The organism is Chromobacterium sp. W521, assembly GCF_052805975.1.
In genome coordinates, this window is the sequence record NZ_JBRBAF010000002.1 from 169,536 (window position 1) to 195,778 (window position 26,243).

Annotated in this window: 26 protein-coding genes and 1 pseudogene; 16 read left to right on the forward strand and 11 right to left on the reverse strand. The window is 64.2% G+C overall.

The annotated features are described in order from the left end of the window. Positions 1-94: 94 nt before the first annotated feature. The gene (locus ACUXV1_RS03250; RefSeq protein ID WP_043589636.1) at positions 95-325 is read right to left on the reverse strand and encodes a sulfurtransferase TusA family protein; all 231 of its coding nucleotides are present in this window, start codon (positions 323-325) and stop codon (positions 95-97) included. Between the two features lie 189 nt (positions 326-514). Here ACUXV1_RS03250 and ACUXV1_RS03255 point away from each other — a divergent pair, with 189 nt between their 5' ends. Together ACUXV1_RS03255 and ACUXV1_RS03260 are read left to right on the forward strand one after the other, a co-directional pair. Continuing rightward, a complete protein-coding gene (locus tag ACUXV1_RS03255) occupies positions 515-1,294 on the forward strand; it encodes an NRDE family protein (protein WP_043634964.1) in 780 nt (259 codons plus the stop codon). A 15-nt stretch (positions 1,295-1,309) separates the two neighbouring features. Continuing rightward, positions 1,310-1,807, forward strand: coding sequence for a CNP1-like family protein (locus ACUXV1_RS03260; protein ID WP_052370411.1), 498 nt, complete (start codon positions 1,310-1,312; stop codon positions 1,805-1,807). 54 nt (positions 1,808-1,861) lie between these two features. Here ACUXV1_RS03260 and ACUXV1_RS03265 read toward each other — a convergent pair whose 3' ends face one another. Continuing rightward, positions 1,862-4,948, reverse strand: a complete 3,087-nt coding sequence (locus tag ACUXV1_RS03265; RefSeq protein ID WP_446016830.1) for an efflux RND transporter permease subunit — start codon at positions 4,946-4,948, stop codon at positions 1,862-1,864. Then, entirely contained in the window at positions 4,948-6,081 is a 1,134-nt protein-coding gene (locus ACUXV1_RS03270) for an efflux RND transporter periplasmic adaptor subunit (protein WP_446014655.1), read from the reverse strand. The genes ACUXV1_RS03265 and ACUXV1_RS03270 overlap by 1 nt, the downstream gene beginning before the upstream one ends. Before the next feature lie 720 nt (positions 6,082-6,801). Here ACUXV1_RS03270 and ACUXV1_RS03275 point away from each other — a divergent pair. The 7 genes from ACUXV1_RS03275 to ACUXV1_RS03305 all read left to right on the forward strand — a co-directional run bounded on the left by ACUXV1_RS03275 (position 6,802) and on the right by ACUXV1_RS03305 (position 14,545). Then, positions 6,802-8,418, forward strand: a complete 1,617-nt coding sequence (locus ACUXV1_RS03275; protein ID WP_043634975.1) for a peptide ABC transporter substrate-binding protein — start codon at positions 6,802-6,804, stop codon at positions 8,416-8,418. 235 nt (positions 8,419-8,653) lie between these two features. Then, a complete protein-coding gene (gene oppB / locus ACUXV1_RS03280; RefSeq protein WP_043634979.1) occupies positions 8,654-9,574 on the forward strand; it encodes an oligopeptide ABC transporter permease OppB in 921 nt (306 codons plus the stop codon). Positions 9,575-9,599: 25 nt separating this feature from the next. Beyond that, positions 9,600-10,514 (forward strand): ABC transporter permease subunit, encoded by a 915-nt coding sequence (locus tag ACUXV1_RS03285; protein ID WP_043634982.1) that lies wholly within the window; start codon positions 9,600-9,602, stop codon positions 10,512-10,514. Between the two features lie 18 nt (positions 10,515-10,532). After that, positions 10,533-11,534, forward strand: coding sequence for an ABC transporter ATP-binding protein (locus ACUXV1_RS03290; protein ID WP_043634989.1), 1,002 nt, complete (start codon positions 10,533-10,535; stop codon positions 11,532-11,534). After that, entirely contained in the window at positions 11,527-12,519 is a 993-nt protein-coding gene (oppF, locus tag ACUXV1_RS03295; RefSeq protein ID WP_081554480.1) for a murein tripeptide/oligopeptide ABC transporter ATP binding protein OppF, read from the forward strand. Before ACUXV1_RS03290 ends, oppF begins: the two co-directional genes overlap by 8 nt. A gap of 247 nt (positions 12,520-12,766) precedes the next feature. Next, the gene (locus tag ACUXV1_RS03300) at positions 12,767-13,549 is read left to right on the forward strand and encodes a CDP-diacylglycerol diphosphatase (protein WP_043634993.1); all 783 of its coding nucleotides are present in this window, start codon (positions 12,767-12,769) and stop codon (positions 13,547-13,549) included. Positions 13,550-13,801: 252 nt separating this feature from the next. Then, positions 13,802-14,545 carry a M48 family metallopeptidase gene (locus tag ACUXV1_RS03305; protein WP_081554482.1) on the forward strand — a complete coding sequence of 248 codons (744 nt, stop codon included), beginning with the start codon at positions 13,802-13,804 and terminating at the stop codon, positions 14,543-14,545. A 113-nt stretch (positions 14,546-14,658) separates the two neighbouring features. Here ACUXV1_RS03305 and tcdA read toward each other — a convergent pair whose 3' ends face one another. Further along, the gene (tcdA, locus tag ACUXV1_RS03310; RefSeq protein ID WP_446014653.1) at positions 14,659-15,462 is read right to left on the reverse strand and encodes a tRNA cyclic N6-threonylcarbamoyladenosine(37) synthase TcdA; all 804 of its coding nucleotides are present in this window, start codon (positions 15,460-15,462) and stop codon (positions 14,659-14,661) included. Positions 15,463-15,692: 230 nt separating this feature from the next. Between tcdA and ACUXV1_RS03315 the strand changes: the two genes are divergently transcribed. Further along, positions 15,693-15,917, forward strand: a complete 225-nt coding sequence (locus ACUXV1_RS03315) for a hypothetical protein (RefSeq protein ID WP_019101727.1) — start codon at positions 15,693-15,695, stop codon at positions 15,915-15,917. A 138-nt stretch (positions 15,918-16,055) separates the two neighbouring features. Here ACUXV1_RS03315 and ACUXV1_RS03320 read toward each other — a convergent pair whose 3' ends face one another. Next, complete coding sequence (locus tag ACUXV1_RS03320) at positions 16,056-16,394, reverse strand: darcynin family protein (RefSeq protein WP_019101728.1); 339 nt, start codon at positions 16,392-16,394, stop codon at positions 16,056-16,058. Between the two features lie 150 nt (positions 16,395-16,544). Between ACUXV1_RS03320 and ACUXV1_RS03325 the strand changes: the two genes are divergently transcribed. The 4 genes from ACUXV1_RS03325 to ACUXV1_RS03340 all read left to right on the forward strand — a co-directional run bounded on the left by ACUXV1_RS03325 (position 16,545) and on the right by ACUXV1_RS03340 (position 21,072). Next, a complete protein-coding gene (locus tag ACUXV1_RS03325; protein WP_081554483.1) occupies positions 16,545-17,159 on the forward strand; it encodes a TetR/AcrR family transcriptional regulator in 615 nt (204 codons plus the stop codon). A gap of 14 nt (positions 17,160-17,173) precedes the next feature. Further along, positions 17,174-18,202, forward strand: a complete 1,029-nt coding sequence (gene ltaE / locus ACUXV1_RS03330) for a low-specificity L-threonine aldolase (protein WP_446014652.1) — start codon at positions 17,174-17,176, stop codon at positions 18,200-18,202. A gap of 55 nt (positions 18,203-18,257) precedes the next feature. Beyond that, on the forward strand, positions 18,258-18,962 hold the full coding sequence (locus ACUXV1_RS03335) for a substrate-binding periplasmic protein (protein ID WP_446014651.1): 705 nt from the start codon (positions 18,258-18,260) through the stop codon (positions 18,960-18,962). A gap of 70 nt (positions 18,963-19,032) precedes the next feature. Further along, a complete protein-coding gene (locus tag ACUXV1_RS03340; RefSeq protein ID WP_337883259.1) occupies positions 19,033-21,072 on the forward strand; it encodes a prolyl oligopeptidase family serine peptidase in 2,040 nt (679 codons plus the stop codon). Here ACUXV1_RS03340 and blaOXA read toward each other — a convergent pair. Together blaOXA and ACUXV1_RS03350 are read right to left on the reverse strand one after the other, a co-directional pair. Beyond that, positions 21,054-21,887 (reverse strand): class D beta-lactamase, encoded by an 834-nt coding sequence (gene blaOXA, locus ACUXV1_RS03345; protein ID WP_052370413.1) that lies wholly within the window; start codon positions 21,885-21,887, stop codon positions 21,054-21,056. The two genes, ACUXV1_RS03340 and blaOXA, sit on opposite strands and share 19 nt — an antisense overlap. A gap of 101 nt (positions 21,888-21,988) precedes the next feature. Next, entirely contained in the window at positions 21,989-22,855 is an 867-nt protein-coding gene (locus tag ACUXV1_RS03350) for a helix-turn-helix domain-containing protein (protein WP_218673400.1), read from the reverse strand. Positions 22,856-22,923: 68 nt separating this feature from the next. Between ACUXV1_RS03350 and ACUXV1_RS03355 the strand changes: the two genes are divergently transcribed. After that, a complete protein-coding gene (locus ACUXV1_RS03355) occupies positions 22,924-23,457 on the forward strand; it encodes a carboxymuconolactone decarboxylase family protein (RefSeq protein ID WP_203390687.1) in 534 nt (177 codons plus the stop codon). A gap of 95 nt (positions 23,458-23,552) precedes the next feature. On the opposite strand, the gene ACUXV1_RS03360 is transcribed toward ACUXV1_RS03355, so the two are convergent. From ACUXV1_RS03360 to ACUXV1_RS03375, 4 genes and pseudogenes are all read right to left on the reverse strand, one after another. Continuing rightward, complete coding sequence (locus ACUXV1_RS03360; protein WP_162179199.1) at positions 23,553-23,987, reverse strand: CesT family type III secretion system chaperone; 435 nt, start codon at positions 23,985-23,987, stop codon at positions 23,553-23,555. Positions 23,988-24,049: 62 nt separating this feature from the next. Next, positions 24,050-24,280 carry a hypothetical protein gene (locus tag ACUXV1_RS03365; RefSeq protein ID WP_446014649.1) on the reverse strand — a complete coding sequence of 77 codons (231 nt, stop codon included), beginning with the start codon at positions 24,278-24,280 and terminating at the stop codon, positions 24,050-24,052. A gap of 383 nt (positions 24,281-24,663) precedes the next feature. Further along, entirely contained in the window at positions 24,664-25,068 is a 405-nt protein-coding gene (locus ACUXV1_RS03370; RefSeq protein WP_446020052.1) for a MerR family DNA-binding protein, read from the reverse strand. Further along, positions 25,028-25,159, reverse strand: a pseudogene (locus tag ACUXV1_RS03375) (MerR family DNA-binding transcriptional regulator); the annotation flags it as partial. The gene ACUXV1_RS03370 and the pseudogene ACUXV1_RS03375, both read right to left, overlap by 41 nt. Before the next feature lie 72 nt (positions 25,160-25,231). Between ACUXV1_RS03375 and ACUXV1_RS03380 the strand changes: the two are divergent. Beyond that, entirely contained in the window at positions 25,232-26,242 is a 1,011-nt protein-coding gene (locus tag ACUXV1_RS03380) for a questin oxidase family protein (protein WP_446014647.1), read from the forward strand. Position 26,243 lies beyond the last annotated feature (1 nt).

Genomic DNA, 26,243 nt, shown 5'->3' on the forward strand with positions numbered 1-26,243 from the left:
CTCATGTACCGTGTGTACATTCCGCTTCTTCAGCCGCTTGCGCGCTGTCTCGCCTTTGCTTGCGAGCTTGTAAACAGGCTCTGAGCCATCAGGGTTATTTCCGTTTCAGCACCATGCGGAATTTGCCTTCCGCCGTGGTGTCCGAGGTTAATAGCGCGTTGCCGGTCTGACGGCAGAAGGCTTCGAAGTCCTTGGGCGCGCCGGGGTCCGTGGCGATCACCTCCAGCACCGCGCCGCTGTCCATTTCCGCCAGCGCCTTCTTGGCGCGCAGGATGGGCAGCGGGCAGTTGAGGCCGGAGAGGTCTATGGTTTTGTCGAAATTCATGGTCCGGCTTCCTCAGCCTTATCAGTTACAATGGAGAGAAGCCCGGCCGCTTGAAATCCGTTCGAGGCCGCATCGCCAACGCGCGGCGGACATTGAGCGGAATACAGGCCTGGTCGGAACTGTCCGCGGCTGCTCCCTAAACCCTAAGTTTACGCGAGTCGCCAAGCCATCCTCAAATCGGTCTTCATCATGTGCGTGATCGCTTTTGCCTATAAGACCCCCGGACTGGGCCAGCTGGTGTTGCTGGCCAACCGGGACGAATACTATGCGCGTCCGACCGAACCGCTGGATTGGTGGCCGCAATATCAGAATACGCTGGGCGGCCGCGACGCCGAGTCCGGCGGCAGCTGGCTGATGGTGGACGGCCGAGGGCGCATTGCCGCGGTGACCAATATCCGCGACGGCCATCCGGTCAAAGCGGAACGCTCGCGCGGGGAGCTGGTGGAGCGTTTCGTCGCCGGCGACGAGGATCCGTTCGCCTTCGCCGATTGGCTGCGCGCCGAGCAAGGCCGCTACGCGCCGTTTAACCTGCTGTTCGGCTATACCTCGGACCTGTTTCATTTCCACAGCCGCGGCGGCCAGATCGCCCGGGTGACGCCGGGCATCCACACCTTGTCCAACGCCACGCTGGACACGCCGTGGTTCAAGAGTGAGCGGCTGGCGGAATATTTGCGCGAGTTTCAGCGCGTGCCCACCGAGGATCAGGCTTTCGTCGCGCTGTCCGACGGCACCCCGGCGCCGCTGGGGCAGTTGCCCAATACCCGCATCGGCTCCGCGCTGGAGCGGGTGCTGTCGCCCATCTTCATAAAAGGCCGCGACTACGGCACCCGCGCGTCCATGCTGCTGACGGTGTCGGCGCGCGGCGACATGCAGTTTTCGGAATTAAGTTGGGGCCTGGCCGGCAGGGAAACCGGCCGCCGCCGTTTCACCTTGCGTCCGGGCCAGCCAAGCGCGGCTCCGGCGCGCTGAACGAGGAGTAGTGATTTGAAGACCTTTGCCGCCATCATCGTGCTGGCCCTGTGCGCCGCGCAGCCGGCGTTGGCCGACAACAAGATCAAGAAGAACATCGATTTCGCGCCGGAAGTGCCGTGGCAGGAGGCCGACTACCAGTTGCCGCCGTATCCGGCGCAGCCGGATTGGATCGCCGTGAGCACTGATAATCTGCAGACCAACCAGTATTTCGTCGACGCCAAGACGCTGAGCGCGGGCGAAGACGGCGTGGTGCGGATGATCGTGCGGGTGAAGAGCCCGGCCGGCGCGGAGAATTTGAGCTTCGAGGGCCTGCTGTGCAATGAGGGCAGCTATCGCGCCTACGCCTTCGGCAACAGCATCGATAAAAACTGGATCCGTTCCAACAAGGCGGTGTGGCGCAAGATTGATCATGACGACAAGCTGCGCCGTTCGCTGCGCGATCTGGCCTGCCCGGACAAGCGCGCGCCGCGCGACGCCGAGGAGGCGATCAAGCGTTTGCGTCAGGGCTGAGGCCGCTGAAAATAAAAAGGCCCGCGCCGGATGTCCGGCGCGGGCCTTTTCGCGTCAGGCGCGCAGCGCGCGCCGCCTTTCCCGCCAGGCCGCGTGGCGTTGCGCCAGCGCGTCGAAGTACAGATAGAGCACCGGGGTGATGTAGAGCGTGACCACCTGGGAGAACACCAGGCCGCCCACCACCGCCAGGCCCAGGGGCTGGCGCAGCTCGGCGCCGGCACCCAGGCCCAGCGCAATGGGCAAAGCGCCCATCAAGGCCGCCAGCGTGGTCATCATGATGGGCCGGAAACGTAGCAGACAGGCAGCGTGGATGGCCTGCTCCGGCGACATGCCCTGCTTGCGCTGCGCTTCCAGCGCGAAGTCGATCATCATGATGGCGTTCTTTTTGACGATGCCGATCAACATCAGGATGCCGATGCTGGCGATCACGGTCAGTTCCTGGCCAAACAGCATCAGCGTGACCAGCGCGCCGATGGCGGCGGAGGGCAGGCCGGACAGAATGGTCAACGGGTGGATATAGCTTTCGTACAGCACGCCCAACAGCACGTAGATCACCGCCACCGCGATGCCCAGCAGCAGGATTTGGCTGCCCTGGGTTTCCTCGAAGGCGGCGGCGTCGCCGCTGTAGCTGGTGGCGATGGACGCGGGCAGGGCGATGCGCTCTTTGAGCTGGCGCAGGTGTTGGTCGGCCTGGCTCAGCGGGATGCCGGGCGCCAGGTTGAAGGACAGCGTCACCGCCTGCAACTGGCCCTGGTGGTTGACCGAGATCGGGCCGACGGTGCGTTCCACCGAGGCGATGCTGGACAGCGGCACCAGTTGGCCGTCGGCGGCGCGAACCCGCAGTCGCGAGAAGTCGAACTCGTTGACCTTGAACGGGTCGTCCGCCTGCAAGATCACCTGATAGTTGTCGCTGGCGGTATAGATGGTGGAAATCTGCCGCTCGCCGAAGGCGCTGTACAGCGCGCTGCGTATGCTCTGGATGTCCACGCCCAGCAGGTTGGCCTTGTCGCGGTCTATGTTCAGCTTGGCTTGCAAGCCCTTGAGCTGGGAGTCGCTGGTGACGTCGCGGAAGATGGGATCGGCCTGCATCCGCTGCAAGAGTTTGTCGGACCAGGTGTTCAGGCTTTCCGCCTGTATGCCCTGCAGAGTGTACTGATAGCGGCTTTTGCTCTGGCGGCCGCCCAGGCGCAGGTTCTGCGTGGGGTTCAGGTAGACGCTGAGCCCCGGCACCGCGCGCAGGTCGCGGCGCAGGCTTTCCATGGTCGGGTCCAGTTTGGCGCGTTCGCCGCGCGGTTTGAGCTGGATGAACATGCGGCCGGTGTTGCCGCCGGACAGCGAGGAGGTGGCGAAGGCGACGTTGGGGTTGGCCTGGGTGATGGCGGCGGCGCGTTGCTGCAGTTTGAGCATGGCGTCGTAGGAGATGTCTTGCGCCGCCTCGGTGCTGGCCATGATCTGGCCGGTGTCTTCTGTGGGGAAGAAACCCTTGGGAATTGTGTTGAACATCAAGGCGGTCAGGACAAAGGTGGACAGCGCGCCGGCCAGGGTCAGACGGCGATGCTTGAGCGCCAGGTCCAGCGTGCGGCGATAGCCGGCCAACACCGCGTCGAAGCCGTTCTCCAGCGCGGCGGCCAGCCGGCCGCGCTGGGCTTGGTGTCCAATCGAGTCGGCGCTGAGAAAGCGCGAGGACAGCAAGGGGATCAGGGTTAGCGACACCGCCGCCGATACCAGCACCGCCAGAGACACCACCACGGCGAATTCGTGGAACAGCAGGCCGATCACGCCCTGCATGAAGAAGATGGGGATGAAGATGGCCACCAGCGACAGCGAAATCGACACGATGGTGAAGGCGATTTCACGCGAGCCCCTCAGCGCCGCCTCCATCGGCGACAAGCCCTCTTCGATGTAACGGACGATGTTTTCCAACATCACGATGGCGTCGTCCACCACCAGGCCCACCGCCAGCGTGATGCCCAGCAGCGAGATATTGTCCAGGCTGTAGCCCAGCCAATACATCAGGCCTATGGTGCCGATCAGCGAGATCGGCAGCGACAGCGCCGGAATCACCGTGGCCGCCATGCGCTGCAGGAACATGAAGATCACCATGATCACCAGCGCGATGGTGAGCAGCAGGGTCAGCTTGACGTCGTGGATGGCTTCGCGAATGGACTGCGAGCGGTCGTTGAGCAGGTTCAGCCGCACCGAGCCGGGCAGCTGCGCCTGAAGTTTCGGCAGCTCCTTGCGGATGGCGTCCACCACCGCCACGGTGTTGGCGTCGCTCTGACGCATCACCGCCAGCACGATGGAGCGCTCGCCGTTGACCCAGCTGCCGGTCTTGAGGTTTTCCACGCTGTCTTCCACCACGGCCACGTCGGACAGTCTCACCGGCAGGCCGTTGCGGCTGGCGATCACCAGCTTGGCGAACTGGGCGGCGTTTTGCAGCTGGCGGTTGGCTTCCACCGTCATCAGTTGCGATTTGCCCTCCAGCATGCCCACAGGGGTGTTGACGTTGGCCGCGCGGATGCTGGCGGCCACATCGTCCAGCGTCAGATTGCGCGAGGCCAGCTTGCCCGGATCGGCCTTGATCCGCACCGCGTAGCGCTTCTGGCCGAAGATGTTGACCTGGGCCACGCCCTTGAGGGTGGCGATATTGGGCGAGATCCAGTTCTCGGCGTAGTCGTTGAGGTCGGACAGCGACATGGACGGCGAATTGAGCGCCAGCAACAGCACCGGCGAATCCGCCGGGTTGACCTTGCGGTAGGACGGGGTCGAGGTCATTTCCGTCGGCAGCGAACGCTGCGCGCGCAGCAGCGCCGCCTGCACGTCCACCGCCGCCAGGTCGATATTGCGATCGTTGTCGAACTCCAGCGTGATGGAGGTGCTGCCCAGGGAGCTGGACGAACTGATCACCGAGATGCCGGGAATGGTGGAAAGCTGCTTTTCCAGAGGCGCGGCCACCGAGGAGGCCATGCTGTCCGGGCTGGCGCCGGGCAGGCTGGCGGAGACGTTGATGGTGGGCGTATCGAAGCTGGGCAGCGCGGCGATCGGCAGTTTCTGATAGGCGATCAGGCCGGCCACCACCAGGGACAGGCACAGCAGCACCGTCATCACCGGACGGCGGATGCAGAGCTCGGAGATTTGCATCATTGGCCTCCGCTGGCCGGGCCGGCCGCGGCCGCACGCACCTTGTCGCCGGGGCGCAGATTGAGGCCGCCGTTGGACACCACGGCGTCGCCGACGCGCAGGCCTTTGACAACGGCTTTTTCCTTATGAATGGCCAGCAGTTCCACCGGTACGCGCTTGACGCTGCTGTCGGCCTGCACCGCGTAGCTGAATTTGCCTTCCGGCCCGGTGAGCAACGCCGCCACCGGAATGGTGGTGGCCTGCTGGTAGCGGCCGGCGCCCAGTGAGACGGTGACGAACTGGCCAGGCCACAGCTTGCCGTCCTGGTTGGAGAACTCCGCTTTCAGCGTGAGCGTGCCGTTGGCGCTGTCCACCGCGCTGTCGATGAAGACCAGCTTGCCGTCCACGCTGTCCCCGCTGTCCGGCAGCGTGGCGCGCACCTGCAGCTTGCCGGCGGCCTGGGCCGCGCGCACCGCGCCCAGCTCGCGCTCCGGCAAGGTGAAGGTGGCGTTGATTGGATGAATGCGAGTGATGGTCAGCATCGCCGCGGCCATGCCCGGTTGCGCCAAGGTGCCCGGATAGACGTTGATCACGCCGATGCGTCCGCCGATGGAGGCCCGCAGCGTTTTATAGTCCAGCGCCGCCCGCGCCGCTTCCACTTGGGCGCGGTCGGCGGCGACGGTGGCGCTGAGCGCGTCTGCCTTGGATTGATTGGCGTCCACCACGCTTTGCGAGACGAAGTTCTTCGCCAGCAGGTCGCGGCTGCGCGCCAGGTCGCGTTCGGCGTTTTTCAGCTGCGCCTGGTCACTGAGCGTCTGCGCCTGGGCTTTTTTCAACTGGGCGATTTCCGCCGCCGCGTCCAGCGTGAACAGCAATTGGCCCGGCGCCACGTTTTGGCCTTCCTTGACATGGACTTTGGCCACCACGCCGGAGACCTGAGGCTTGACCTCCACTTTTTCAATGGCGGTGACATTGCCGGTGGCGTTCAGCTCGATCGGCAGATCCTCCGCCGTCACTTTGGCGATGCCAACGGCAATCGGCGGGCGCGCCGCGGTTTTTGCTGCGGCCGCGGTCGTTCTGGAGCCATACCAGCCGGCTAGGCCGGCCGCAGCCAGAGCAAGCGCGGCAGCGCTTGCAACGACTCTTTTATTCATCTTTTATTCTCGCTCTTGGGGCGGGCGCCTAACCCGCCGTGTGGATGCCAGGCGTCGTCCCATCGATACCTGTCGGCGCATGCCTGCATTGCCGCTTGCCGTGGACATGAGTCCGGAGGCGAGCCGCGTTTCCAGGGCGTCCCTCCGCCGCTGGACGCGCGGCCCGGAAGACCGGGCCGGACTCCGTCCGCTCATTGGAATGATAGGGCTGAATAAGCCTTGCGGATCAGGAAGATGCGTTGGCGGGGCGACCTGGGCGCCAGAGGGCTGCGGCCGGAAAGCCGGCGCGGCGCGCGGCATGCGTCCGGTCGAGCTTACTCAAGCCCTTACGTTTTCGCCAAGCGCAAAAGCGTTAATGATTTTGGAAAAAGCTGTTAAATGAAAAATTAGACCATACTGATATGTCCATGGATTAATTGTATAGGCTGATTTGGCCGGGCCATGAGTAATGCGTATGAGAGCTAATAATTTTTAGAATGCCATGGCGGGTGAAGTGAAAAACCACCGCAAAATCATAAGGCTGTGGCAGCTAATGCGGGAAAGGATAGTCAATTTGCGACTAAAACGTTAAATCGCTCGCCGCGGCGTCGTGCTTAGCACTTGAAGTATTCAAAATCCTCAGCGCATAATGGCCGCCAACCACTCTGGATACAATCGAGTGAAGATTCTGATCGTCCCGCGATATCGACGGGGTCGACAATACTTAGGAGAGTAGGCGAGATGGCTGATAAGAAATCGCTACAGACAATCGCGGCCGCCGTGGCGCTGGCCCTGACTTCCGGCGCGGCCCTGGCCGCCATCGTGCCGCCGGGCACCAAGCTGGCCGCCAAGCAGGAATTGGTGCGCTCCAACGGCTCCGAACCGGAGTCGCTGGACCCGATGGTGGTGGAGGGCGTGCCCGCCAACATCATCACGCATGACCTGTTCGAAGGCCTGACCGCTACCGACAACGAAGGCAAACTGCAGCCCGGCGTGGCCGAATCCTGGAAACAGACCGGGCCCACCACCTGGGTGTTCAAGCTGCGCAAGAACGCCAAATGGTCCGACGGCAGCGGCGTCACCGCCGACGACTTCGTCTACGGCATCCGCCGGCTGGTGGATCCCAAGCTGGCGGCTCCTTATGCAGGCACCTTCGGCATCTTCTTCCAAAACGGCGAGGCGATTGTGGCCGGCAAGAAGCCGGTGACCGCCATTGGCGTCAAGGCCCTGGACAAATACACCGTACAAGTGGATACCGCTTTCCCGGTGTCCTACCTGCCGGAACTGATGTCCAACGCCCAACTGGGCCCCGCGCCCAAGGCGGTGATCGACAAGTTCGGCAAAGACTGGGTCAAGCCGGGCAAGATGGTCAGCAACGGCCCCTTCGTGCTGAAAGACTGGCAAGTCAACAGCAAGGTGGTGATCGAGAAAAACCCGCAGTACTGGAACGCCAAGAACGTGCAGCTGACCCGCGTCAGCTTCCTGCCGATCGAAGACCAGAACGCGGATCAGAAGCTGTATCAGTCCGGTCAGACCGACATGACCTATGAGATCCCGCCGGGCAGCTTCGACAAGCTCAAGAGCACCATGCCCAAGGATCTGAAAACCTCCACCATCCTGGGCCTGCGCTATTACAGCCTGAACAATAAGGATCCGCTGCTGAAGGATGTGCGCGTGCGCAAGGCGCTGTCCATGGTGGTGGACCGCGACCTGATGGCCAAGAAAATCACCGGCGACGGCCAACTGCCGTCCTACAGCGTGATGGTCAAGGGCGTGCACGGCGGCCAGCCCACCAGCTACGACTGGGCGCAATGGCCGATGGCCAAGCGCGTGGACGAGGCCAAGAAGCTGCTGGCCCAAGCCGGCGTCAAGCCGGGCACCACGCTCAAGCTGTCCTACAATACCAGCGACTACCACAAGAAGATGGCCATCTTCGTGGCCTCCGAGTGGAAGAGCAAGCTGGGCTTCAATACCTCCATGGAAAACATGGAGTTCAAAGTCTTCCTGAAGAAACGCCACGACGGCGACTACCAAGTGGCGCGCAACGGCTGGCTGGCCGACTATAACGACGCCACCACCTTCCTGGCGCTGGTTCAGTGCGGCAATACCCAGAACGACAACTTCAACTGCAACAAGAAAGCGGAAGAGTTGATCAAGCAGGGCAATGAAAGCACGGATCAAGCCAAGCGCACCCAACTGCTGACGCAGGCCACCAAACTGGTGATGGACGACTACCCGATGATCCCGGTGCTGCAGTACACGCTGCCGCGCCTGGTGAAACCGTATGTGGGCGGCTACTCGCTGAAGAATCCGGTGGATCGTTACCGCAGCAAGGATCTCTACATCATCCAGCATTGATCGGCCGGCTTCGCGCCGACGCCTGAACGCCTCCAGTCCCTAGCGGGACCGGAGGCGCGCTGGCGGACGCGCGTTAGGCTCTGATCTGAAAACGGGGGCAACCCCGGTGTGTTGAGCGGGCCGCCGTGGCAAACGGCGCCCGCCCGTGACTGTCGGTGTCAATCGCCGTTGGTCCGTCCGCAGCCCGCGCATCGCGCCGGCGCGCGTCGGGCGCGGCGAGTCGGAGTAATTTGCAATGTGGTCCTACACTTTACGACGCGTGCTGTTGACGATTCCCACCGTGTTGGCCGTCATCACCGTCTGTTATCTGCTGCTGCACATGACCCCTGGCGGCCCCTTTGACGGGGAGCGCAAAGTTTCCGAGGCGGTATTGGCCAATTTGCAGGCCAAATACCATCTCGACCTGCCCTTGTGGCAGCAATATCTGTACTACCTGAAGAGCCTGCTGCAAGGCGATCTGGGCGCATCCTTCCGTTATTCGGACTGGAGCGTCAACGACCTGGTGGCCAAGGCGCTGCCGGTGTCGGCGGCCATTGGAGGCAGCGCCATCCTGATCTCGCTGGTGATCGGCGTGGTCCTGGGCATCGTCGCCGCGTTGCGTCAGAACAGCGTGGTGGATTATCTGGTGATGCTGATCAGCAATATGGGCAGCGCCTTTCCGTCCTTCATCATCGGGCCGGTGCTGGTGCTGGTCTTCGCCGTCTCCCTGCAATGGCTGCCGTCCGGCGGCTGGAACGACTTTGATCCCCGCTACATGATTCTGCCGGTGGCGCTGCTGACCTTCATCAACGTGGCCACCATAGGCCGGGTGATGCGCGGCAGCCTGATCGAGGTGCTGGGCAGCAACTTCATCCGCACCGCGCGCGCCAAGGGCCTGCCGATGCGCACCATCATCGTTCGCCACGCATTGAAGCCGGCCTTGATGCCGGTGGTGACCTTGCTGGGGCCTCTGACCATTTCCTCGATCACCTCCGCCGTGGTCACCGAGTCCATCTTCTCCTTGCCCGGCCTGGGCAAGCTCATCGTCAACGGCGCGGCCAACCGCGACTACACGCTGGTGCTGGGCCTGGTGGTGCTGGTGACTGTGATTGCCGTGTTGCTCAATCTGCTGGTCGACCTGGCTTACGCCTTCCTCGATCCCAAGATTCGCTATTGACGCGCGTGACCGCGAAGGATTTCCCATGTTGAGAAGCAAACAGAAGCAAGCGGCGATCGCGCTGGAGACCCGTCTGGACGATGCCGCCGTTGAAGGCCGCAGCCCGTGGCGCGATGCGCGCATCCGCTTTTTCCGCAATCGCGCGGCCGTGGTCAGTCTGATCATCCTGTCGCTGATCGTGCTGGCCTGTATCTTTGGGCCGATGTTCCTGCCCCATACCTATGACGACACGGACTGGGACGCCATCAGCCTGGCGCCCACCTGGCAGGGCATGCACTGGTTCGGCACCGACGACTTGGGCCGGGACCTCCTGGTGCGCACCCTGATAGGCGGCCGCATCTCGCTGATGGTGGGCGCGCTGGCCACCGTCGCCGCGGTGATCATAGGCGTGTTGTGGGGCGCCAGCGCCGGCTTCCTCGGCGGCAAGATAGACAACCTGATGATGCGCATCGTGGACATGATGTACGCGGTCCCCTATCTGCTGATCGCCATTCTGATGGTGACCCTGTTGGGCCGCGAGTTTTATCTGGTGGTGCTGACCATCACCATCCTGGCCTGGATGGACATGGCCCGGGTGGTGCGCGGCCAGACGCTGTCGATCAAGTCCAAGGAATATGTGGAGGCCGCGCGCGCCATCGGCGTGTCAACCGCCAACATCATCGCCCGTCACATCGTGCCCAATTTGCTGGGCATTGTGGTGATCTACACTACGGTAACGGTGCCGGGGGTGATTCTGACCGAATCGGTGCTGTCCTTCCTGGGCCTGGGCGTGCAAGAGCCGATGACCAGCTGGGGCGTTTTGATCGGCGACGGCACCAAAACCATGGAAACCCAGCCCTGGCAGCTATTGTTCCCCGCCGGCATGTTGTCGCTGACGCTGTACTGCGCCAACTATATCGGCGACGGCCTGCGCGACGCGCTGGACCCGAAAGATCGATGAGCCCGAGGTAGAACCACTATGAGCATTTTGAAAGTCAGCAATCTCGGGGTCCAGTTCCAGACCAACGACGGCATGGTCAACGCCGTCAACGGCGTCAGCTTCGAACTGGACAAGGGCCAGACCCTGGGCATCGTCGGCGAGTCCGGCTCAGGCAAGAGCCAGACTGTGTTGTCCATCATGGGCCTGTTGGCCCGCAACGGTTCCACCACCGGTGAAGTGCTGTTTCACGGCAAAGACCTGCTGACCATGGGCGCGCCGGAACTGAACGCCATTCGCGGCGACCGCGTGTCCATGATCTTCCAGGACCCGATGACCTCGCTCAACCCCTACCTGACGGTGGAGCGGCAGATGACCGAGGTGTTGGAACTGCACAAGGGCATGAGCCGGCGCGCGGCCAAGAAGCGCGCGATCGAGCTGTTGGAAGCGGTGCGCATTCCGGAAGCGGCGCGCCGCGTGGACATGTACCCGCATGAATTTTCCGGCGGCATGCGCCAGCGGGTGATGATAGCGATGGCGCTGCTGTGCGAGCCGGAAGTGCTGATCGCCGACGAACCCACCACCGCGCTGGACGTGACGGTGCAGGCGCAAATCCTGACCCTGCTGAAGGATCTGCAGCGCGATTTCGGCACCTCCATCATCATGATCACCCACGATTTGGGCGTGGTGGCGGGCCTGTGCGAAAAAGTGATGGTGATGTACGGCGGCCGGGTGATGGAGTACGGCGACGCCGACAGCATCTTCTACCACCCCAGCCATCCTTACACCATCGGCCTGCTGGGCGCGCTGCCGCGGCTGGACCACGACGGTAGCGAGCTGGTCAGCATCCCCGGTAATCCGCCCAATATGGCGCGCATGCCCAAGGGCTGCCCGTTCTCCGAGCGTTGTCAGCACAGCACCGAGCGCTGCGCCGACGAACTGCCGCTGCTGCAGGCCAGCAGCCACAATCCGCAGGTGATCCGCGCCTGTCACAAGCCGGCTGCGGAGCTGGCGCAAGCAGCCCAGGAGGTGGCCCATGTCTGAACAAGCCAAACAGGCCATTCTTTCGGTGCGCGACGTCAAAGTGCACTTCCAGGTCAAGGGCAACGATAGTTGGCCGTGGAGTCCCAAGAAAACGCTGAAGGCGGTGGACGGCGTCAGCTTCGACCTCTACGCCGGGGAAACCCTGGGCGTGGTGGGCGAATCCGGCTGCGGCAAATCCACGCTCAGCCGCGCCATCCTGAACCTGATTCCCGCCACAGACGGTGAAATCGTCTGGATGGGCAAGGATCTGCGCAAGGGCAGCGACAAGGATTGGCTGGCGGTGCGCAAGGACATCCAGATGATCTTCCAGGATCCGCTGGCCTCGCTCAATCCGCGGATGACGGTGGCTCACATCATCGGCGAGCCGCTGCGCGTGCACAAGCCGGAGTTGGGGCCGGAGGAAGTGATGCGCCGGGTCAAGGCGATGATGGCCAAGGTGGGCCTGCGCGAGCAGATGATCAACCGCTATCCGCACGAGTTCTCCGGCGGCCAGTGTCAGCGCATCGGCATTGCCCGCGCGCTGATCCTGGAGCCCAAGCTCATCATCTGCGACGAGCCGGTATCGGCGCTGGATGTGTCCATCCAGGCGCAGATCATCAACCTGCTCAAGGAGTTGCAGCGCGAAATGGGCTTGGCGCTGATTTTCATCGCCCATGATCTGGCCGTGGTCAAACACATCTCCGACCGCATCCTGGTGATGTATCTGGGCCGCGAAATGGAGCTGGCGGAAAAATCCGCGCTGTACGACGCGCCTTCGCACCCGTACACCCGCGCCTTGCTGTCGGCGATTCCCATCCCGGATCCGAAGCTGGAAAAGACCAAGGTGATCCAGATCCTGCAAGGCGACTTGCCCAGCCCGATCAACCCGCCTTCCGGCTGCGTGTTCCGCACCCGTTGCCCGCAGGCGGAGGCGCGTTGCGCTCAGCAGGCCACGCCGCTGCGCCGCGTCAGCGAGCAGAGCCAGTCCTCTTGCCTGTTGGCCTGAGCCGGCTTTGCCCTGCGACAAACCGCCCTTAGGGGCGGTTTTTTCGTCTCAGAACTGTTCACGATATGCTGCGCGTCGTGAGACGTGGCACGGTGAGTACCGCTTCGAAATGCTCATGTACCACTCGACCATTCCGCTTTCTCAGCGGTTTTCGCCTTGTCTCGCTCTTGCTCGCGAGATCGTAAACACGTTCTCAAGAGCCCGGCCTTCGCTATAGTGGCGAGGTGGCATCAAGTAAAATCCAAACATGAAAACCACGTTCAAAATCGCCACCGGCCTGCTGGCCGCGTTGGCCTTGGGGTACTCGGCGCTGCTCTGGGCCGATTCCGACGCCTTATGGAACATCGTCAACCGGCAGTGCCTGCCCAACCAGCAAGCGACCGGCCAGCCGGCGCCCTGCGCCGACGTGAACTTGAGCGGCGGCGAGGCCGGCGGTCACGCGGTGTTGAAAGACCGCAACGGTTGGCTGCAATACCTGCTGATTCCCACTGCCCGTCTCAGCGGCATCGAAAGCCCGGAGCTATTGAGCGAGCGAGCGCCGGATTACTGGGGGGCGGCCTGGCGCGCGCGCAGCTTTCTGGAGCAGCGCTACGGGCGGCCGATTCCGCGCGAACTGCTGTCGCTGACGATCAACTCCCAGTACGGGCGCACGCAAAACCAGTTGCACATCCATATTTCCTGCACCGACGCCACCGTGCGCCAGCAGCTGGACGATCTGAAGGACAGCCTGAACGAAGAGTGGCGGGAACTGCCGGTGGAATTGCAAGGCCACGCCTACTGGGCGCGCACATTGGCCGCCAAGGCTGACGGCGGCCCGGAAGTGGATCCGTTCAAGGCGCTGGCGGCCGGCCTGCCGGAAGCCGGCCTGGCAATGGGCCGTTACGGCTTGGCCTTGGTGGCGACGCGGCTGGCAGACGGGCGCGACGGCTTTATACTGCTAAGCAGCCGCGCCAGCCTGATCGGGGCCAACCGCGCTTCGGTAGAGGAATTGCAGGATCACGCGTGTCCGGCGCTGCGCGCCGGCAAGTGAGCCGTGTCCGCTAGTGGTTCGTATGCGTTGCGTCTCCGCGACAACCCTTCGCATCCCTCTTCTCCGCCAGCTTAGCTCGGTTTCGGAAAAACCTTTGCGCTGGCAAGGGCTTGCCGGTTTAAGCGGGCAGGGGGCCGTGAATCGGAAATGGCGGGTAGTTATGCCAATCGCTTTTCAAGCGGCGGCAAAGCGGATAGCATCCGTCTGCTTTATTTGTACATTGAATTTATTGATTAAATGAGATTAAACAATATGAAAAAATTCGCTCTGACAGTTCTGGCTGCTGCTTGCTTCTCCGCTCCGGCGCACGCTTTCGATCTGGGCTCCATGATCAGCGCCGGTTCCGACCTGGTGAAATCCGCCACCCTCAGCGACGCCGACGTCAAAGCCATGGCGGCCGAATCCAGCGTGATGATGGACAAGAAAAACAAAGTGGCTCCGGCTTCCAACGCCTACTCCAAGCGCTTGGCCAAGATGGTCAAAGGCCTGGACAGCGAAGACGGCACCAAGCTGAATTTCAAGGTTTATCTGACCAAGGAAGTCAACGCCTTCGCCATGGCCGATGGCACCGTGCGCGTGTACAGCGGCCTGATGGACAAGATGAACGACGATGAAGTGCGCTTCGTCATCGGCCATGAAATCGGCCACGTGAAACTGGGTCACACCAAGAAAGCCATGCAACTGGCCTACGCTACCTCCGCTGCGCGCAAAGGCGCGGCCGGCAGCGGCAACGCCGTGGCCGCCAACCTGTCCGAATCCGAGCTCGGCGGCTTTGCCGAGGCGGTGGTGAACGCGCAGTTCTCCCAATCTCAGGAAAGCGATGCCGATGCTTACTCGGTGGGCTTCCTCAAGCGCCACAACTACAACGTTCAAGGCGGTCCGGCCGCCTTGCGCAAGCTGGCGGACTTGTACGGCAACGACAGCAGCCTGCTGTCCAGCCACCCGGCGCCGGGCGACCGCGCAGTAAAACTGGAAAAGCAGATCCAGAGCCTGTAAGCGGCATTCCCTCGCAAGCAAAAAGCACCGCCCAGGCGGTGCTTTTTTCATGACAGGCTTCAACGCCTCTTTCTATCCACTCCGCCACAGCGCAGCAGATCGTAAACAGACTCTTAGCCTCGCTTGACCTTGGGCGGCTTGGCCAGCTGCTTCAGCGCCTGCGCCACCGCCACCAGGCCGAAGCTGGCGGTGACCGTCATCGCCGCGCCGAAGCCGGCACAGGACAGGCCCTGCGGGCCGCGCGCCGCTGTCGCGTCGCAAGCTTGTTGTTCCGGTGTGTTCGGGTAAACCAGCTGTTCGGTGGAGAACACGCAGGGAACGTGCAGCTTCTTGCCGGGTTCGCGGCTGAACTGATGGTGACGGCGCAGGTTGTAGCGCAGCTTGGACAGCAGCGGGTCGTAAGTGACCTCGCCCAGGTCCGCCACCCGGATCAGCGTGGGATCGGTCTGGCCGCCCGCGCCGCCGGACACGATGAAAGGCTGGCGACGGCGCACGCACCAGGCGGCCATCGCGGTCTTGATGCGCAGGCTGTCGATGCAGTCGATGATGAAGTCGTAACCCTGGCCCAGCAGCTGCTCCAGATTATCCTCGGTGACGAAGTCCTCGATCTCTATTACCTGGCAGGCGGGGTTGATCGCGCGCGCGCGATCGGCCAGCGCCGTGACCTTGGCCATGCCGTAGTTGGGGTCCAGCGCGGGCAACTGGCGGTTGGTGTTGGACTCGGCGACATTGTCCAGATCTATCAGAGTCAGCTTGCCGATGGCGCTGCGCGCCAGCGCTTCCACCGCCCAGGAGCCGACGCCGCCGACGCCAACCACGCAAACGTGGGCGGCCTGGAAGCGGGCCAGCGCCTCCTGCCCGTAAAGACGGGCGATGCCGCCGAAGCGACGTTCCAGATCTGCGTTGTGGGTGTCCATGCTTGCAATCGTCAACAATCAAATCGGCGAAGGATACTGCAAGCCCCGGCAACTGACCAGTGCGTCGGCCATGGACGCGGGGCTTGCCCGCGGTCAAAAAAACCACAGTTAAGTGGCTGATTGCTGGGAACCTTTCGTCGGCGGGGCTATCCTTCATTTCAGGTCGGCCATGAAGCGCTTCCTGCTCTTCCTCTGGCCGGCCGGCCTTTGTCACAGCAAGGGAGATTCCCATGAAGCAGCAAAGATTCGATATTGATCTGGACAAGCATTACAACGCCACCGTCGTGGTCGCCTGCGAGGAATGCGGCCATGAAATCCGTCATCATCTCAAGTCCCTGCACCCCGACAGCGTGTTGCGCTGCCATTGCGGCGCTCATGTGAGCATGAGTCCGCTGACCGTTCAACAGGCCGAGCGCCGCGTAAGCGAGATCAAGCAATCGTATCGAATCCATTAAGCCACTGCTGACAATCTGAGAGTGTTTCCACCGGCCGTTCCGGGCCGGATTCGCCGGGCATAACCCGGCCTCCCGCAGCAGCGACACGGCGACCGCAAGGTCGCCGTTTGTATTGGCCGGCCTGGCGGAGTGGTCGGTTCAGCCCGCGGACAGCTGCGCGTCGTAGTCGCGGAAGCCGTCTTCCACCGCCGGCAGAATGTCGACGAACTCGAAATAAGGCTCGGTGACGAGTTTGCTGTCGCGCAGCGCGTCGATCAGGTAATAGAAATCCTTGATCGATTCCGTTTCAAACAGCGCGATATCGCTGCAGCGGGTGGTGAAGGCTTCGGCGTCGAACCAGCGCATGCGCACCGCCGGATAGCGCGCGTAGATCGGACGCAGGGTTTCCGCTTCGAATTGCCGGCGTTCGGGCCGGCTCAAGCGCAGCCAGTTGGGATGGACGCGCAGCAGCGCGAAGAAGGCGTAGCTTTGGCTCATGGTTCCGCTTTCAGGGTGGGTTGGAGTCGCTTTCAATGTATCCGCCCTTGTCAGCCGGCAAAACTCGTGTTCTGCTAAGCCTTTGTCGCCGTCTTCTCGCCGCAGGTCCCGTTGCCGCGGCGCAGGCCTCCCGCCCTTACGGACCGCCGCATGCCCATGATTCCGCAAGCCCGAAAACAACCCGGCCAAGCCCGCTCCCGCCACGTGGTGGCGGCGATTCTGGAGGCGGCTGCTCGCATTCTGGAGCACGACGGCTATGCCGGGTTGACCACTAATAAGGCGGCGGAGCTGGCCGGTGTGAGCATCGGCTCTTTGTATCAGTACTTTCCCAATAAACAGGCGCTGGTGGCGGCGTTGCACGGCCGTCACGGCGAAGAGACCCTGGCCACGGCGCGGGAGGCTTTGCGCCTGAGCGACGGCCTGCCGTGGCAGGCGCAACTGGCGTGTCTGGTGTCCGCGTGCCTGCGCTTGCATCTGGCCGCGCCCGGGCTGCACCGGGTGCTGGAGCGAGAGTGGCCGCAGTTTGATTTGCCGCCGGCGGACAATCCTCAGGACGCCGCGTTGCTGGACTGCGTGGCGGAGTGGCTGGCCGGCTGCGGTTTGCCCGCCGAGCGCGCGCCGCGCCTGCTGCGGATGGCGGACAGCCTGATTCACGGCTTGGCGCTGGAGGACGCGCCGGACGAGGCGGAATTGACACGCTGCGTCGCGGCCGCCTTGGCCGCCTACCTGACCTTGCCGCGACAAGGGCCCGAGATTTCCACTTAGCGAAGGAGCTAATCATGCAATGGATTGATGTACGCAGCGACACCGTGACCCAACCGACGCCGGCAATGCGGGAAGCGATGTTCAACGCCGAGGTGGGCGACGACGTCTACGGCGACGATCCCACGGTGCAAGCGCTGGAACAACTTGCCGCGGAGAGGCTGGGCAAGGAAGCTGCGCTGTTCGTGCCCACCGGCAACTTCGGCAACCAACTGGCCATCTTCACTCATTGCCAGCGCGGCGACGAGGTGATTCTGGAAGAGGGTTGTCACATCGTCTGGCACGAAACCGGCGGTGCGGCGGTGATAGGTGGCGTGCAGCTGCGCACCATCGCCGGCGTGGACGGCGTGATGTCGCCCGAGGCGATTGAACAGCGCATCCGCGTTGGCGAGGATATCCACTGGCCGCGCACCGGCTTGATCTGTCTGGAAAACGCGCACTGCAACGGCCGCGTGATTCCTTTGGAAGCGATGGCCGCCAGCGCAGAGGTGGCGCGTCGCCACCATGTGCCGGTGCATCTGGACGGCGCGCGTATTTTCAACGCCGCGGCCCATTTGGGCTGCGATGCGCGAGACATCGCCCAATACGCCGACACGGTGATGTTTTGCCTGTCCAAGGGCCTGGCCGCGCCGGTGGGCTCCATCCTGGCCGGCAGCGCGGATTTCATCGCCCGCGCGCGCCGCAACCGCAAGCTGTTGGGCGGCGGCATGCGCCAGGCGGGGGTCATCGCCGCGCCCGGCATCGTGGCGCTGAACGAGATGGTGGATCGGCTCAAGGACGACCACGCCAACGCCCGCTACCTGGCCGAGCGGCTGGCCGCGCTGCCCTGCGTCGAGGTGAAGCTGGAAGACGTGCACATCAATATGGTGTGGTTCCGCTTTACCGCCGACATCGACGTGGCCGAGTTGATGGCCGCGTTGCGCCAGGCCGGCGTCAAGGCCAATCCGCCCGAGGGCGGCCTGATGCGCATCGTCACCCACTGGCAGGTGCGGCGAGAGGATCTGGATAGGCTGGTGGAGGCGTTGCAACGGGTGTTGTCCGACTGAACGGAGATCCGACGGCTATAAATTAAGCAGCTGCGGCGTGTGAAAAGGAGGCGGGATGAAACGATGGTTGAGCGCCTGCTGCGCCGCGCTGGCTTGCGGCGGCGCTCTGGCGGGCTCTCTGGACGAGGTGAGGCTGTTCAGCAGCGGCGATCCTCCCTATGTGGAAGTGGGGCCGGACGGCCGGATCAGCGGCGGGCTGGCGGTGGCGCCCGTGTTGGCCATTCTGGACCATCTCGGCCTGCCGCCGTCGCGCATCGAGACGGTGCCGTGGGCGAGGGCCTACGAGGAGGCCAAGACCCGGCCGGGCGCGGCGATCTTTCCTATCGCCAAAACCCGGGAGCGGCTCAAGCGCCTGAACTTCGCCGTCAAGCTGCTGGATTCTGATGTGTATTTCTATCAGTTGGCGACGCGCCGGGATATCCAGGCTCCGACGCTGGCGGCGGCCAAGCGCTATTCGGTGTGCGTGGTGTTGGGAGATTACCGGCAAGAGTATCTGAAGACGGAGGGCTTTCCGAGACTGGATCCGACTTCCGATGCCAGCATCAACGTCAAGAAGCTGGTGTCCGGCCGCTGCGACCTGCTGCCCTCCACCGAGATAGGCATGCGCCGCAAGCTCAAGTCTCTAGGGCTGGACGCGGCGTTGGTGCGGCGCGGCATGAAGCTGTCCCAGCTGGACAGCGCCCTGTACGCCGCCTTCAATCGCGGTACCGCGCCGGAGGTCATCGCCCGTTTCAAAGCCGCCGCGCGGAGCGTGGATTAGCGCCGGGTTTGGCGTCGGCGGCGCGGAGTGCTAACCTCGCGGCCATTGATCCGCAACCGTGATGACGCCGATGTCCGACTATAACGCTCCCGATCCCCACGCCTGGCTGGAAAACCTGGACGACCCCGCCGCCGCCGAATGGGTGGCCGAGCAGAACGCGCGCGCCCAGGCGCGGCTGGACGCGGACCCGCGTTTCGCCGGCCTGCGCGACGAGATCCTCGCGCACCTGCGCGACACCCGCCAGATCCCGTTCTGCGCCGAGCACGACGGCTGGCTGTACAACTTCCACCAGGACGAAGCCCATCCGCGCGGCATTTACCGCCGCACCACGCTGGCGGCCTACCGCGCCGTCGAGCAGGACTGGCAGATCGTGCTGGACATCGACGCGCTGGCCGAAGCCGCCGACGAGGACTGGTATCTGGACGGCGTGTCTCACTGCACGCTGGCACCCTTGCAGGCCATGGTGCATTTGACCGCCGGCGGCGGCGACGCGGGCATTGCGCGCGAATACGATCTGGCCGCCGGGGCATGGCGGGCGGACGGTTTCAGCTTTCCGGAAGGCAAGAGCCATGTGGCTTGGCGGGATCCGGACAGCGCCTGGGTTTGCCCCGGCTGGCCGGGCGCGCCGCTGACGCGTTCCGGTTATCCGCGCGAAGTGTGGCTGGTGGAGCGCGGCGAGGAAGGCCGGCATGCGTGGAGCCAAGTGTTCGCCGCCGGCGAGGACGCGATGATGGTGGCCGCCTGGCGCTTCCTCGACGCCGACGGCGCGACGCTGGACCTGATCGAGTGCTCGGACAGCTTCTACAGCAAAACCTACCATCTGATCGACGAAGCGCTGGACGTCCATGCGCTGTCGCTGCCGGCCAAGGCCGAGCTGGAAGCCTATCTGCATGGCGACCTGATCGTTAAGCTGGCCGAAGACTGGGACGCCGCCGGAACCCGCTATCCGGCCGGCGCCTTGCTGGCGGTGGCGCTGGCGCCGCTGCGGCAGGGGCGGATCGCCGCGCAATTGCTGGTGGCGCCGCAGCCGCGCTTGGCGGTGGAGTCCGTGGAGACCACGCGCGCCAGCGTGGTGGTGAATCTGTTGGACCAGGTTAAAAGCCGGCTGCTGGCCTTCGACAAGGTCGATGGCCTCTGGCGCGAGCGCGCCCTGCCCACGCCCAGCGGCGGGGTGATCGAGTTCGCCGACCAGCCCTGGGACAGCGATATTCTGTGCTACAGCTTCAGCGACTTCCTCACCCCCACCGGTCTGTACCGGCTGGACGTGGCCAGCGGCGCGCAGGAATGCCTGCGTCGTCAGCCGGAGGCTTTCGATCCGGCTGATTTCATCGCCGAGCAATGGCAGGCGCGCGCGCCGGACGGCGAAAGCATTCCCTATTTCGTGGTGCGTCGGCGCGACGCGCCGCTGGACGGCTCCACGCCCACCTTGCTGTACGGCTACGGCGGTTTCGAAGTGCCGATGATGCCTTACTACGTGGAGAACTTTGGCCCGCACTGGCTGCAGCGCGGCGGGGCCTTCGCGCTGGCCTGCATCCGCGGCGGCGGCGAATTCGGCCCTGGCTGGCATCAGGCGGCGCAGGGGGTGAACCGCCAAGTGAGCTTCGATGACTTTATCGCGGTGGCGGAAGACATGGTGGCGCGCGGTCTGACCGCGCCGGCCAGGCTGGGCATCGAGGGCGGCAGCAACGGCGGCCTGCTGGTGGGCGCCTGCATGACGCAGCGGCCGGAGTTGTTCGGCGCGGTGGTATGCGAAGTGCCGCTGCTGGACATGCTGCGCTATACCGAGCTGCTGGCCGGCGCCAGCTGGATAGACGAATACGGCGACCCGGACGATCCGGCGCAACGTCCGGCGCTGGCGGCGTACTCGCCCTACCACCGGCTGCGCGGCGATCTGGCCTATCCGCTGGCGCTGTTCACCACCAGCGCCAAGGACGACCGCGTGCATCCGGCGCACGCGCGCAAGATGGTGGCGCGGATGCGGGAGTTGGGCCACGACGCGCTGCTATTGGAAACCGAGGCCGGCGGCCACAGCGGCAACGCCGGCCAGGAACAGACCGCGCAGGAACTGGCGCGGGTGCTGGTGTATTTGTATCAGCGGCTGATGGATTGAGCGGTGGAGGGGGCTGCGGCAAGCGCCGGCAGCTCCTCCAGGAAAGCCGCGCGCGAGCGCACGCCGGCGGTGCCCGGCTCTTTCTTGTCGTCCTGGATCAGGCGCACGAAGACCAGCGAGCGCTCGCCCTTATTGGCCCAGCCCACATACCAGCCGTAAGGGTGTTCTTCGTCGAACTCGCCGTCCGCCTTGCGCGGATAAGCCATGCCGGTTTTGCCGTGAGCCTGCCAGCCGTCCGCCGCGGCGCTGGTTTCCACGATCTTCATTGTCAGTTCCTGCGCGCGCTTGGACACCGGCAGTTCAAGGTTGACCAGTTTGCGCACAAAGGCCAGCTGTTCCAGCGGCGACACTTTCAGCGAAGAAGCGATCCAGGCGCGCTCCAGGCCGTTGTGCTTGCCCGGGTCGCCGCTGAAGTCGGCGTTGCCGTAGCCGAAGGCGTCGGCGTAACGGCTTAGCCGCTCTTCGCCCAAGGCCTGGGCGATCTGCTGCGAATACCACACCACAGAGTATTTCAGCCAGCGCACCGGATCGGTGGGCTGTTTCCAGTTATCGCCGCCCCAGTCCACATAGCCGTCCCGATAAGGCAGCGCCGGCTGGTGTTCGCTCTGAAGGAAGCCGGAGTCGAAGCCCATCACGCTGAGCGGAATCTTGAAGGTGGAGGCCGGCGTGTAGCGCTGTTCGCAGTTGCCCTGCTGCAGCAGGATGTCGCCGCTTTTGGCGTCGGCCAGCAGGGTGCACAGCGTGGCGGCGTGAGCCGGCAGGCTGAACAAGCCGGCGCAGATCAGGCCGGCGGCGGCGAGGCGTGGTGCATTCATGATGTTTCCCTATGGTGGATTCGGCGCGGCGCGTCCATTGGATCGCCGCGGTCTGGAGTCAGATGGGGGGGCGGATTCCAAAGTTCCACGCGTGGCGCTGTTCAAATTGCCGCCTGTTGTTTCAACCAATCGCTGGGCGGCAGCCCAAGTCGTTGGGCAAACACCCGGCTGAGCGCTGCGGGGCTGGCGTAGCCCACTTGGGCGGCGATGCGCTTGATCGCGTGTCCCTGGCGCAACTGGTGGCGGACGACGGCCAGCCGCCAGTCGGTCAGATAATCCAGCGGGGAGAGGCCGACTTGTTCGCGGAAGCGGGCGGCGAAGCGCGCGCGCGACATGCCGGCCTGTTCCGCCAGCAGTTCCACGGTCCACCCGCGCTCCGGGCGCGCATGGATGGCGTTGACGGCGCGCGCCAGTTTGGGGTCGGTCATGGCGGCGAAAATGCCGCTGTGGATTTGGCCGCTGTCTATCACCGCGCGTATCGCTTGAATCAGAAAGTATTCCATTAGCCGGTCCAGCGCCGCTTGACGGGCGAAGCGCTCGGAGAAGGCTTCGTCGAACAGCAGTTGCAGCGTGGGCAGCAGGTTGGGGGCGTCGTCCAGGTAAAGCACCAGGCATTCCGGCAGCGCCATCGCCAGCGGGCCGCCGGTCTTGAAGCCCAGGTCCAGCGTGGCGCAGACCAGGTCGGCGCCGCGTTCGCCCACCGGCAGCAGGGTGTGGGCGCTGGGGCGCGGAAACAGCAGCGCGCAAGGGCGGTCGGTATCCAGCACCAGGGTGTCGCGCAGCGTGCAACTCAGGCGGCCGCCTTTGAACAAATGCAGATGACCGGCCATTGCGCCAGGGTCGAAGTCCGCCAGATGGCATAGATTGCCATGATGGAACACGCGCGCGGAAAACGCGCTTTGCTGCAACAGGGGCGTCAACAGGTCCATTTCGATACGATCTGCAAAGTTTTCGAGACGATATGACATCGATTGTATTGCAATATGGCTTCCGTGCAGTCCCTATCGTTGTTCAACTTGAATGTCTGGAGCCCATTATGTCCCGCATCCCCACCGTAAACCGCAATCAGGCCAGCCCGGAACTGGGCGCCACCCTGGACGCCGTCAAAGCCAAACTGGGCATGGTGCCCAATCTGTTCTCCACCTTCGCCCAGTCGCCGGCGGTGTTGAACGCTTATCTGGGCTTCTCCGAAGCTTTGGCCAAGGGCAGGCTCAGCGCGCGTCAGCGTGAAGTGATCGCTTTGGCGGCCGCCCAGGCCAACGCTTGCCAGTACTGCCTGTCCGCCCATACCTTGATGAGCAAGGGCGCGGGTTTGAGCGAGACGGACATCCAGGCGGCGCGGGCAGGCCAGGCCGCGGATGCGCAGACCGACGCGATTGCCCGCCTGACCGTGCAAATCGTCGGCCAGCGCGGGGTGCTGTCCGATCAGGACCTGGCCGCGGCGCGCGCCGCCGGCGTCGACGACGGCCTGCTGGTGGAGGTGATCGCCGCGGTGGCGCTGAACACGCTGACCAATTACGCCAATCTGGTCGCCGGCACCGAGATCGATTTCCCGGTGGTGGCCTTGTAGGCGGCGGTTGCCGCTGATTGAGCGAGGCCGAGGCTTGGCCGGCGTATTCGAGCATGCCGGCGGCCTCGGCCGTTTTCGTGCCGACCTTGTCCTGCTCAGCAATGCAGCCGGGCGTGACGCTGGCGCAGCGCTTGCGGCGCAAAGGCCGACGCTGTTGGTTCAGGCGCGCGGCAGCACCGCTCGGCGCAGTCGCTGATGCGTTCCAGCTGCCGCTGGAGCGCCGCGGCGTCGCAATGCGCCAGCGGCTGGCGGTTCCACAGCACCCAGTCCTGGCTGTGCGCGGATTGGCCGATCACTGGCTTGAGCGGATCGTCGCTGAACAGGTTCTGCCGCAGCGGCGACGCGTCCGCTTGCGCCTGCTGCGGAGACAGGCAACAGAACATCAGCAGCTGACGCGCGGGCTGCTCGCTCAGGTGCACCGCGTGTTCGCCCACTTGCAGGGTGAAAAGGCTGTCGTCCATCTGATCCGGAGGCGGAAGCGACAGGGATTGGCAAAGTTCGACGACGGCGTGTTGGAAAGGCGTGGACATGTTTTTTTCTTCTTGGACGGGTGGATGGAAGCCGGCCGCGGGCGGCGGCCGGGGCATGGCGCTTATTCCGAGCGCTGTGGACGCTGGGTGAGCAGTTGCTTCATGACCGTGGCGTACTGAGCACGCCACGGTTCCGTCGTGACGGGTTTATCCGCCGGGGAGGAAGGATGCTCGGCTGACGAGTCCGCAGGGGCGGCAGGCGTGTTCAGCCAACTTTGCAGGATGGCTTTGCGGATATTGGATTGAGTCTCCGAGCGCTGCGTGCCGAGCATCGAGTTTTTCAAAGGATCCAAGTTGCTATCGTACGCTCAAGACCGCGTGGGCCTTGCCGCGGCTTTCAGCGCTGTCGTCTATGCGCACCGGCTTGCCGTTAAGGCTGCCGGTCTGGACGGCGGGAGTTTCGGGGGCCGGGGCGTGCGAGGGGCTGGCGTGGGGCCGGACGGAGGGAAGCCGAGAGGCAATAGCATGATGGCGCTCCAGTGGCGTTGAAATGGCCGCCATTACATCGCGCCGCTCCGGCGACGGCTTTCAGGAAGCGCTCAGAACCTGTTTACGAGCAACTGAGCCCTTATGCGATGAGAGCCGTCTTCAAAATGCTCACGCGCCGCGCGCGCACCCTGCTTGCTCAGCCGCAACGCCTTGTCTCGCTCTAGCTCGCCAGGTCGTAACTACCTTCTCAGCCGCCGTCTTGACCCGGCGGTTGGGCCGGGGGTTCGCCGATCAGGTAGCGCGGCCCATCGCCCTGGCTGGCCGCGCAGTCACCGGGGTTGTACAGCGCGCATTGGCTCAGAGACAGACAGCCGCAGCCTATGCAGTTGCCCAGCCGGTCGCGCAGCCGGGTCAGTTCGTCTATGCGCTGTTGCAGGCGCGGCAGCCAGTCCGCGGACAGCGCTTCCCAGTCGCGCGGGGTGGGCGTGCGCTGGCTGGGCAGGGCGGCCAGCGAGCCTCGGATGTCGTCCAGGCTGATGCCAGACGATCTGGGCCGCGCGGATGAAGGCGACGCGGCGCAGCGCGTCGCGCGGGTACCGGCGCTGGCCGCCGGCGGAGCGGGCGCTGTGCAGCAGGCCTTGGCTTTCGTAATAGCGCAGGGCGCTGGCGGCCACGCCGGAGCGGCGCGCCAGCTCGCCTATGCTGAGCCAGGGGAAGGGTTTGGCAGTGGGAACAGCAGGCATGCGCGGACTCGCTTGACTTAAAGTTGACTTTAACTTTTATCGTGAGGCCAAGATTTTTTCAAGGAGGACGCCATGAACGCGCCAAGCCGTCACACGGAACTGCATGCCTTGCTGGACGCCAACCATGAGTTTTCGCTGATGCACAGCGACACCACCAACCATTGCCCGATGGCGCTGACCGCCTTGGCGGAAATGGGGGCGGAGCCGCACCAACTGCGCGCATTTTTCGATTTTTGGGAAAGCGAGCGCGCAGAGCCTGCGGAAGCGACGCGCTACGATATCGGCTGGGGACGGTGGGACACGGCCGTGGGGCGGTTGGACGCTTTCCCGGCGCTGCTCAGGGTGATGGAGGAGAGAGTGGCGGCGTGCGGCGTGGAAGAAACCGTGCGCGAGGTGCTGGGCAGCCTGCCGTTTTCGCCCGGCGGCGGCGCTTTCCACCCCTTGATCCGGCTGGCTTTCGCTCTGCGCGCCGATCACGACGGAGAGGCGGCGGCGGGTCTTGCCTATTATCTGAGCAGCTATCTGTGCCTGCCCGCCGGTTTGAATGCGAATGCGCCGGTGGCTTCGGTGGAGGATGGGCTGGCGAGCTTGTCGCGGGCGATGGGCGGCTGGAACAGCGCGGATGACTGGATACACGAGCGTTTCGACGCGGTGTTGGCCGATCCGCGTTTCGCCGCCGCGCTGCCCGGCGCGCCGAAAACGGCGAACTGGCTGGACGCGCTGGCGCGGATGGCGCTGCGGGTGTATTGGCAGACCGACAATTTCACCGCGCTGCACATGGTGACGGCGACGCTGGCGCTGCGCGACGTGCTGGAGCATCTGCCCGGCTTGCCGGCGGAAGCGTGGCGCCCTGCCTTGTGGCAGACTTTCTGCGTCGCCTATGTGTCCATCGGCGCGCCGGCGCTGGAGGCGGAGGAACTGCCGGAGGCGCAGCCGGCTTGGCCCTTATTGCTGCAGCGCGTGCTGAACGTGCGCAACGAACATGTGATCAAGCTGGTGTACGCCTGCCAGCGGGAGTTCCAGCGCAGCGGCGACGTTTTCTATCACGCGGCGGCGGCGCGGGCCTTGTGGGACGCGGTGTGAA